The organism is Acinetobacter sp. UBA5984 (assembly GCF_002429925.1).
In the GTDB taxonomy this organism is placed as follows: domain Bacteria; phylum Pseudomonadota; class Gammaproteobacteria; order Pseudomonadales; family Moraxellaceae; genus Acinetobacter; species Acinetobacter variabilis.
In genome coordinates this window covers 1-8,507 of sequence record NZ_DJBE01000063.1, presented here as the reverse complement: position 1 = coordinate 8,507, position 8,507 = coordinate 1, and the positions used below count along the sequence as shown (strand labels likewise).

Annotated in this window: 9 protein-coding genes; 7 read left to right on the top strand and 2 right to left on the bottom strand. The window is 39.0% G+C overall.

The genetic code is table 11. The features are described from left to right. Nucleotides 1-86: 86 nt before the first annotated feature. Together xseB and xseA are read right to left on the bottom strand one after the other, a co-directional pair. Complete coding sequence (xseB, locus tag B3J29_RS10665) at nucleotides 87-281, bottom strand: exodeoxyribonuclease VII small subunit (RefSeq protein ID WP_005235956.1); 195 nt, start codon at nucleotides 279-281, stop codon at nucleotides 87-89. Next, on the bottom strand, nucleotides 271-1,542 hold the full coding sequence (xseA, locus tag B3J29_RS10660; protein ID WP_005235954.1) for an exodeoxyribonuclease VII large subunit: 1,272 nt from the start codon (nucleotides 1,540-1,542) through the stop codon (nucleotides 271-273). Before xseA ends, xseB begins: the two co-directional genes overlap by 11 nt. Nucleotides 1,543-1,996: 454 nt before the next feature. On the opposite strand from xseA, the gene B3J29_RS10655 reads away from it, so the two are divergent. From B3J29_RS10655 to B3J29_RS10625, 7 genes are all read left to right on the top strand, one after another. After that, nucleotides 1,997-2,443, top strand: coding sequence for an I78 family peptidase inhibitor (locus B3J29_RS10655; RefSeq protein ID WP_005235951.1), 447 nt, complete (start codon nucleotides 1,997-1,999; stop codon nucleotides 2,441-2,443). Between the two features lie 112 nt (nucleotides 2,444-2,555). Beyond that, entirely contained in the window at nucleotides 2,556-2,915 is a 360-nt protein-coding gene (locus B3J29_RS10650; RefSeq protein ID WP_005235949.1) for a hypothetical protein, read from the top strand. A gap of 214 nt (nucleotides 2,916-3,129) precedes the next feature. Next, a complete protein-coding gene (locus B3J29_RS10645; protein ID WP_005235947.1) occupies nucleotides 3,130-3,399 on the top strand; it encodes a hypothetical protein in 270 nt (89 codons plus the stop codon). Between the two features lie 297 nt (nucleotides 3,400-3,696). Continuing rightward, nucleotides 3,697-6,336: a bifunctional aconitate hydratase 2/2-methylisocitrate dehydratase gene (locus B3J29_RS10640; protein ID WP_004783803.1), complete on the top strand. Its 2,640-nt coding sequence runs from the start codon at nucleotides 3,697-3,699 to the stop codon at nucleotides 6,334-6,336. A 76-nt stretch (nucleotides 6,337-6,412) separates the two neighbouring features. Further along, the gene (locus tag B3J29_RS10635; RefSeq protein WP_005235944.1) at nucleotides 6,413-7,804 is read left to right on the top strand and encodes an ATP-binding protein; all 1,392 of its coding nucleotides are present in this window, start codon (nucleotides 6,413-6,415) and stop codon (nucleotides 7,802-7,804) included. Nucleotides 7,805-7,918: 114 nt separating this feature from the next. Continuing rightward, a complete protein-coding gene (locus tag B3J29_RS10630; RefSeq protein WP_005235942.1) occupies nucleotides 7,919-8,140 on the top strand; it encodes a hypothetical protein in 222 nt (73 codons plus the stop codon). 124 nt (nucleotides 8,141-8,264) lie between these two features. Continuing rightward, on the top strand, nucleotides 8,265-8,507 hold a 243-nt coding region (locus tag B3J29_RS10625; protein WP_286965414.1), incomplete at its 3' end, for a sodium/glutamate symporter.

Here is an 8,507-nt window from a genome sequence, read left to right as displayed (position 1 = left end):
AATCTATTTCAGGACAAGACAGAGATTTTAAAATAGCCTAAGCATTTAAATCATCAAGCTATACTGATTTAAGGTATTCAATAAAATTAATCCTTAAAGGTCTCGTTCAGTGCATTCTGAACGGCTTCCACTCGGGATTTACAGGCTTTATACGCCTGCATAGACTCTTCGACGATTTTCATCAAATTATCAATATCTGGTTCTTGCTGAGATTCAAGTAATTCAGCATTCTTTTTCAAGATGTCATAGCCTTCCTGAAAGCTCAAAGTATCATGACTCATGGGGAGTTACCTGCGTAAGTTGTGCTGAAAATAGGCCATCGTGTAATTCAACTTGAACGGGTTGTTGCACATCAATTTGATGAATTGAACGAACTACGTGTTCTTGCTGGCGCACAATGGCATAGCCTTTGGACAAAACATGTTTGGGATTTTGCAGTAGTGTTTCCCGCATCAGGGCATCTAGCTGCTGATTAATTAGTTGGGTCTGTTGCTGGGCAAGGTTAGAAGTATTGGACTTGAGCTGCTCTAAACGTTGCAAGGCATTCACAATCTGGTGATTGGCCAGATTTTGGATTAGTTTTAAATATTGCTCATTCTGGTTTTGATAAGCCTGAATTTGCTGTTGAGAAAGTCGCTGGATGCTTTGCAGGTTATTTATAACTTCTTGCGTCAGCTCGACGACATGACTGCGAATTCCAGCAATCACCTTGCTCGGTGTGTCGAAAGAACGATGAGCGATTTCATCCAGAATCGTCCGATCTTTTTCATGACCAATACCAACCCAAACGGGAACTGAACGTTTGCAGAGCAGGGCAGCCAGCGCATAGTCATTCAAATACGCCAGATCATTGACTGCACCACCGCCACGAATGATCACGATCAGATCAGGCGCGTGATGATACGCTTGTGCCCACTGCTTTAAAGCTTGTGCCAAGCTTTGCATGATGCTTTGCGGTGCCGTATTTCCCTGAAAGGTCGCACTGTGATAGATAAATTCGCATACCTGAGCTTTTTGTAAAGCATCAGCATCTTTCTTGAAATCGCCCAGACCGGCAGCCTTTTCTGGAGCAATCACCAGAATCCGGTTTAGGTCAAAAGGTGTAGGGAGATTTTTATTGCGATTAATCAGACCTTCGGTTGTCAGTCTTTCTACAATCTGCTGATAACGTCGGGCTATATCTCCCAAGGTATATCCAGAATCAATCTCTACAATATTTAGGGAAAACCCATATTGCGGATCAAAGCTGGCTTTGACTTTGATTAAAACTTTAAGATCCCGGCTTAGTTCAATACCACTTTCACGTTCAAATTGCGTCACAATTTTCTGCGCAGCAAACTTCCAGATTGTGGCCCGGCAACTGGCAATGACCTGATCATTGTCAGGATCTTTTTCTGCCAGTTCTAGATAATAATGGCCAGCTTTAATATTTAAATTACGAATCTCGGCTTTGACCCACACCGGTGTATCGAAAGTGATTTTTACCACTTCATGAACCGTAGAAAGGTATTCTTTTAAAGAAAGCTGGAGATCGTCTTGCATGCTGAGATAAAGTTTAAAATTCAATCAAATATTAAAGCAATATGGCCACTAGTACAAACATCAAGCTTCGTGCATAAAAAAGGCAAGGACAAAGAAGCTGGGCAATAATTAATTTAATAATCTAAAAACAAAATATTAGAATAATACTTGGTTGATAAAGGGTAATAAACACTTTGTATAACAATGTAATGACATTGTCATCTTTAAGCCATTCCAATAGTTAACTAAAACTAAATTTTGGCTATTCGAAAAAAGAAACCACTTTTGAAGGTTGATTATTGGTTAAAGTAAATCATAGGAAATAGTGAGAACTTAAATGGGATTAAACCTAATGATATTAAGAAATGATCCTGCCGCTTTTTACAGAATTACAAACACTCAAGCCTTTTCAGATCTGACGCTATAAGTGGAATATGCTACATTAAAGGTGAATTCCTTTAGAAGAATACCGCTCATGAAAAAAATAATTTTATCTGGTTTGTCCGGATTATTTGCATCCATCCTCCTTGCTGGCTGTAGTACGACCCAGTCGACTGACTCAAACTCAGCGTCATTAGGAACAGCGAATCCAGCGAGTGTTTATTGTATTAATCAGGGTGGAAAGCTGGAAATCCGTAATGAAACTAATGGGCAAGTGGGCTATTGTCATTTAAAAAATGGGCAAGTGGTCGAAGAATGGGAATATTTCCGAGCAAACCAGCCTAAATGTATCGCTGATCAGGCAGCTGCGCTGGTTGGCCAATCCAATTTAACTGAAGCAAAAATCAAAGAGAAAACCAAAGCTCAAATGGTACGCATGGTTGCACCTGGCCAGCCTGTCACTATGGATTATCGTGAAGAGCGCGTGACGGTCACTGTAGATCCAGCCACTAAGAAAGTAGTTCAGGCCAGCTGTGGTTAAGATATGAAATGCTACTTTCGAGCAGGCAGTATCAATAAGAATAGAGAGAAATTTCATTTTAAATGACAAATCTGTGCTGATCTCTTATAGTGCCTCTCGGAAGGAGAAATTCATGAAAAAGTTATTTGCTTTATCCCTGATGGTTGCTCTGGTCGGCTGTGCAGAGAAAAAACCTTTAACCCCTGAAGAGCAGTGGCATGGCTATTGTCGTAGTGTGGGGAATGCTGCACGGACCATTATGCTGGATCGTCAGAATGCGATCGAGAAAGAAAAGGCTGTTGAGCATGCCAACAAGATCGATGATGACATCACTCGCAGTTTTATCCTGAATATTATCGATGAAGTCTATGCACTTCCGGAACAGGAAATTAAGACCGATGTAGATGCAGCCCGTGAGAAAGTCCGCGCTGAATTTACTGAAAAATGTATCGCCACACCGCATGATAAAATGCCAGATTACAAACCGTTCTAAGGAACGGTTTTTTTATATTTGAATGAAGCAAACTAAGGAATCTTCATTCAAATTAAATAGTGGTTTATAGATATAAGAATATTCTTCTAATAATAAAAATAGCCTAAGCAATATTAAATATAATTTGTGACAATTGCTAAATCTAAAATATAGAAATGCTTATCTTTATATTGAATAATGAATTTAACTCCAAAGCCTTTAGGAGAACAATAATATGGACGTCGTGAAATATTTATATCACTCAGATCTGCTGTTAGAAGATGAAAAAGGATTGGCGATTATCGGTAGCGGACGCTATGTTCTGAGTGTAGGAGACAAGGTCGTGATTAAGCAGATCTTGGTGCAGGACAAAAAACGCTGTTTGGTCGAGATTTCCTTTGCCAGCAACAATCACAGTCAGACCTATGAAGATCAATGTGAATTAAAATTTGAGGGTTGTCGGGACGCTTTTCAGCAATATTTGAACTCGACGACAGTCCACTAAGGTGGAGTATCTTTTTCTAAGTAAATTAGGCAACATCGATGTTGCCTTTTTTATGCGTCGAATTTGGTTAAAAGTTGCCATATCTGTACTTAAATTATGCAAGGCGATGATGATTTGATTATTGAATGATCTTTATAAGCATCATTTAGTTATAAAATAATGAGCATCACAAAGAAACACTGTACTTGCATTAACTTTTAACTGGAATTTTAGTAAAATTTTAGAGTCCATATTATTTGTGAAGCTTTTATAAAGCAGGAATTCACAGGTAATTTTTTAAAAAAGAGGAATAACACCGTGCTAGAAGCTTACCGCCAACACGTTGAAGAACGTGCCGCACTCGGAGTCCCACCGAAGCCACTTGATGATGCTCAAACTGCTGCATTAGTTGAATTATTAAAAAATCCCCCAGCTGGTGAAGAAGCATACTTAGTTGACTTGCTCGAAAACCGTGTTCCAGCGGGTGTTGACCAAGCTGCATACGTAAAAGCTGCGTTCTTAGCTGCATTGGCAAAAGGCGAAGCGACTTCTCCACTAGTTTCTAAAGAACGTGCGGTTTACTTACTGGGCACTATGCTTGGTGGTTATAACGTTGCTCCTTTAGTTGAACTTCTAGAAGACGCAGAGCTTGGTGGTCTTGCTGCTGAAGCTTTGAAAAAGACGCTTCTTGTATTTGATGCGTTCCATGACGTAGCTGATAAAGCACGTGCAGGTAATGCAAATGCAAAAGCTGTTCTTCAATCATGGGCTGATGCTGAATGGTTCACAAACCGTGCAGATGTTCCAGAAGAAATCAAACTGACAGTTTTCAAAGTAACTGGCGAAACTAACACTGATGACTTGTCTCCAGCACAAGACGCTTGGAGCCGTCCAGACATTCCATTGCATGCAAATGCAATGCTGAAAAACGAACGTGATGGCATCAACCCAGAAGTTCCTGGTGAAGTTGGTCCATTAAACCAAATTAAAGACCTCATCGCGAAAGGCAACAAAGTTGCTTACGTAGGTGACGTTGTTGGTACAGGTTCTTCTCGTAAGTCTGCAACTAACTCTGTACTTTGGTTCTTCGGTGACGAAATCGCTCACATTCCTAACAAGAAAGAAGGCGGTTACTGTTTAGGTTCTAAAATTGCTCCGATTTTCTTCAACACTATGGAAGACGCTGGTGCGTTACCAGTTGAAATTGACGTAGCAAACATGAACATGGGTGATGAAATCACTCTTAAAATCGACAAAGCTGCTGCTAAAGTAACTGCGTTCAAAGACGGCGCTCAAATCGCTGAAGCTGACCTTAAAACTCCAGTGCTTCTAGACGAAGTTCGTGCGGGTGGTCGTATTAACCTGATCATCGGTCGTGGTTTGACAACTAAAGCACGTGAAGAGCTTGGTCTTGAGCCTTCAACTCTGTTCCGTACTCCAGTACAACCTGCTGACACTGGCAAAGGCTTCACCCTTGCTCAGAAGATGGTTGGTCGCGCTTGTGGTCTTCCTGAAGGTCAAGGTATCCGTCCAGGTACTTACTGTGAACCACGCATGACTACAGTTGGTTCTCAAGATACAACTGGTCCTATGACTCGTGACGAATTGAAAGACTTGGCTTGCCTAGGCTTCTCTGCTGACCTGGTAATGCAATCTTTCTGTCACACAGCTGCGTATCCAAAACCAGTTGACGTTCAAATGCAGCACACGCTTCCTGATTTCATCATGAACCGTGGTGGTGTTTCTCTACGTCCAGGTGACGGTATTATCCACTCTTGGTTAAACCGTATGCTTCTTCCAGATACTGTTGGTACTGGTGGTGACTCCCATACTCGTTTCCCAATCGGTATTTCATTCCCAGCGGGTTCTGGTCTTGTAGCATTCGCTGCAGCAACTGGTGTTATGCCACTTGATATGCCAGAGTCTGTTCTTGTGAAGTTCAAAGGTAAAATGCAGCCTGGTATCACTTTACGTGACCTAGTACATGCAATTCCTTACGTAGCAATCCAAGAAGGTGACCTGACTGTTGAGAAGAAAGGTAAGAAAAACATCTTCTCTGGTCGTATCCTTGAGATCGACCTGACAGAAATGGAAACTGACCTGACTGTTGAGCAAGCATTCGAACTTTCTGATGCTTCTGCTGAACGTTCTGCGGCTGGTTGTGCGATCACGCTTTCTGAAGAGAAAGTTGCTGAATACCTGCGTTCTAATATCACTATGCTGAAGTGGATGATTTCACAAGGCTATGGCGATGCTCGTACTATGGCGCGCCGTGTTGAGAACATGGAAAAATGGTTGGCTAACCCATCACTTCTTAAAGCTGATGCTGACGCTGAATACACTAAAGTGTATGAAATCGACCTTTCTACAATCACAGAACCAGTTCTTTGCTGCCCGAACGACCCAGATGATGCAAAACTTCTTTCTGACGTTCAAGGCGTTAAAATTGATGAAGTATTCATCGGTTCTTGTATGACTAACATCGGTCACTTCCGTGCAGCTGGTAAACTTCTAGACAAAGTACCTGGTGGTTCTTTATCTACTCGTCTATGGTTGGCTCCTCCAACTCGTATGGACGAACACCAATTGATGGAAGAAGGTTTCTACAATACTTATGGTAAAGCTGGCGCTCGTACTGAAATGCCAGGCTGTTCATTATGTATGGGTAACCAGGCACGTGTAGCACCGAACACAACTTGTGTATCGACTTCTACTCGTAACTTCCCGAACCGTCTAGGTCAAGGTGCGAACGTTTACTTGGCGTCTGCTGAACTTGCATCTGTTGCTGCTGTATTGGGTAAATTACCTTCTCCAGAAGAATACCAACAGTACGCTGCTCAAATCGACAGCATGTCTGCTGACATCTACCAATACTTGAACTTCGACAAGATGAGCGAGTATACAGATGCTGCTAAAGACATCGATACCAAAAAAATTGCTGCTGCTCAATTAGCTTAATAGTTGATTAGAAAGTAGTTTAAAATAAGGGCTGATCTATCAGCCCTTATTTTTTGTAGTTGAATTAGGGGGATATATGTTTGATAAAAAGAAAGCTATTAATCTTATTAGTAGAGAACAAGCAATTGAGGTATGTGAAAGACAAGAAGATGATTTTTTCGATTTAAAAAGTAAAAGAGCAAAGATAAACGTAATTGAAGAAATCGTAGTTGCTTTTGCAAATAGTGAAGGTGGTGAGGTTGCAATTGGTATAGAAGACAAAAAAACTAATCCTGATGATCACTATAAGAGATGGAGTGGTTATGAATCTATAGAACACTATAATGATATTATTCATGCTCTTAGTCGGTTGGACCCTGTTGTTGATTTCGATTACTGGTATTTGAGCGTTGAAGGCTCATATGGTAATTATGTGTTGTATATAAAAGTACACACAGATCATCAAGTTCATCAAACAGCAGCTAATGAAGTTTTTACTAGAAAAAATGCAGGTAATATAAAGGTAAAGAATAAAGCTCTACAGGCTTTATATTTCGAAAAAGGGGTTCATTCTTTTGAGGATCAAGTTTTAAATTCAGTAAATCCTGAAGAGGTTGTGGATAGTGATGTTCTTTCAAATTATATAAATGATTTAAAACTCACAAACAAAGATAATTTAAATTTTCTCATAAAAGAGCGTCTAATTAGTGAAAGAGATTGGTTTCCAATAGTTGCTTCAATTTTATTATTTTCCCAGTCCTGTTCATCAATATTACCACAGGCTGCTCTAAGGGTTACTAGATATGAGTCTATAGATGGTGATGAGTTAAGAGATATCATGCAAAATGAAGATAGTAAATTATTTGAAGGTAATATATTAGAAATTTTACAACAAAGTTTTGAATTTATTAAAAGTGTTTTAGATAAAATATATTTATGGGGATTAGAAGGTAGAAAAACTCCTAAATATCCAGATGAAGCTATTTGGGAAATTCTTGTCAATTGTTTAATTCATAGAGATTATTCGATCCAGGATTCTGTTCATGTCAAAATTTTTGATAATCAAATTTCATTCGAAAGTCCTGGTAAATTACCAGGTATGATTAAAGTTGATAACATTTTAGATAATAGGTTTTCTAGAAACCCTAAAATTGTGAGATTGTTATCTAAGTCTAAACAAGCACCGAATAAGGAATTAGGGGAAGGTTTAAACACTGCTACAGTAAAAATGTCTGAATTAGGCCTAAGAAAACCTGAGTTTAAAGAGGAAAATAATAAGTTTATTGCATGTTTATATCATGTATATGATATGGAACCTGAGATACTTATACGGAAATTTAAGGATATAGTACCTGATGGTTTTACACGGTTGCATGCACGTCATCTGTTTGGATTGAATCCAGACCAAACTAGTAATGAATTGCAAAAATTAAAAGAGAAAAAAATAATTAATTTCGATACAGAGCAAAGGGTATGGCATTGTATATAAATTAATTTTATTTTAAAAAGTTTAAATTTTGTTATTCGTCATCTTATCGTTCATGATGACGAATAATATCTAAACGATGATATTTTTATCTAAAATATATTTGGTAATTGAGTAGTGAAAACACAATCCCGCTTCCTCTGTATTGGCGGTTTCCTGAACGGAACTCAAGTCAAAGACCAAGGTGACAGCTTTGTCTGTGTCGAAAATGGTAAACAGGTGACATACACCAAAAAAGAAATTTTCCATCAAGGAGCATGGGATCATGATTACTATGTGTGTGAAACCACCACTGACCAACAAACCAAAAACTGGGTCTATGATATTCCATTGTATTAATTGCACCTGTTCGAGCTATAAATTAAACAATTACTAGAAACAATAACTTGCATAACATTTCTAAAATTGATTTTTCATACTATTTTCCTAAAACTGTATAAAAATAAAGCCAATAGGGAATGTTATGAATTATGAGATCGATGCCTTTGGCACTTTGGTAATTGCGGTATTTTTTCTTTTTATTGGGCGGTATCTGGTTAGTAAAATTGGCTTCTTTAGAAACTATAATTTACCTGAACCCGTAATCGGCGGTTTAGTCGCAGCGATTGCGGCTTTTATTCTCTATAAATTTTTTAATATCAGTGCCACATTTGACTCAGAAATCCAAACTATTCTGATGCTGATGTTCTTTACCTCTGTTGGTTTA

Coding starts and splice junctions, on each gene's coding strand:
- B3J29_RS10635 (WP_005235944.1), top strand. CDS start 6,413: ATGTTTGATAAAAAGAAAGCTATTAATCTTATTAGTAGAGAACAAGCA.
- B3J29_RS10645 (WP_005235947.1), top strand. CDS start 3,130: ATGGACGTCGTGAAATATTTATATCACTCAGATCTGCTGTTAGAAGAT.
- xseA (WP_005235954.1), bottom strand. CDS start 1,542: ATGCAAGACGATCTCCAGCTTTCTTTAAAAGAATACCTTTCTACGGTT.
- xseB (WP_005235956.1), bottom strand. CDS start 281: ATGAGTCATGATACTTTGAGCTTTCAGGAAGGCTATGACATCTTGAAA.
- B3J29_RS10650 (WP_005235949.1), top strand. CDS start 2,556: ATGAAAAAGTTATTTGCTTTATCCCTGATGGTTGCTCTGGTCGGCTGT.
- B3J29_RS10655 (WP_005235951.1), top strand. CDS start 1,997: ATGAAAAAAATAATTTTATCTGGTTTGTCCGGATTATTTGCATCCATC.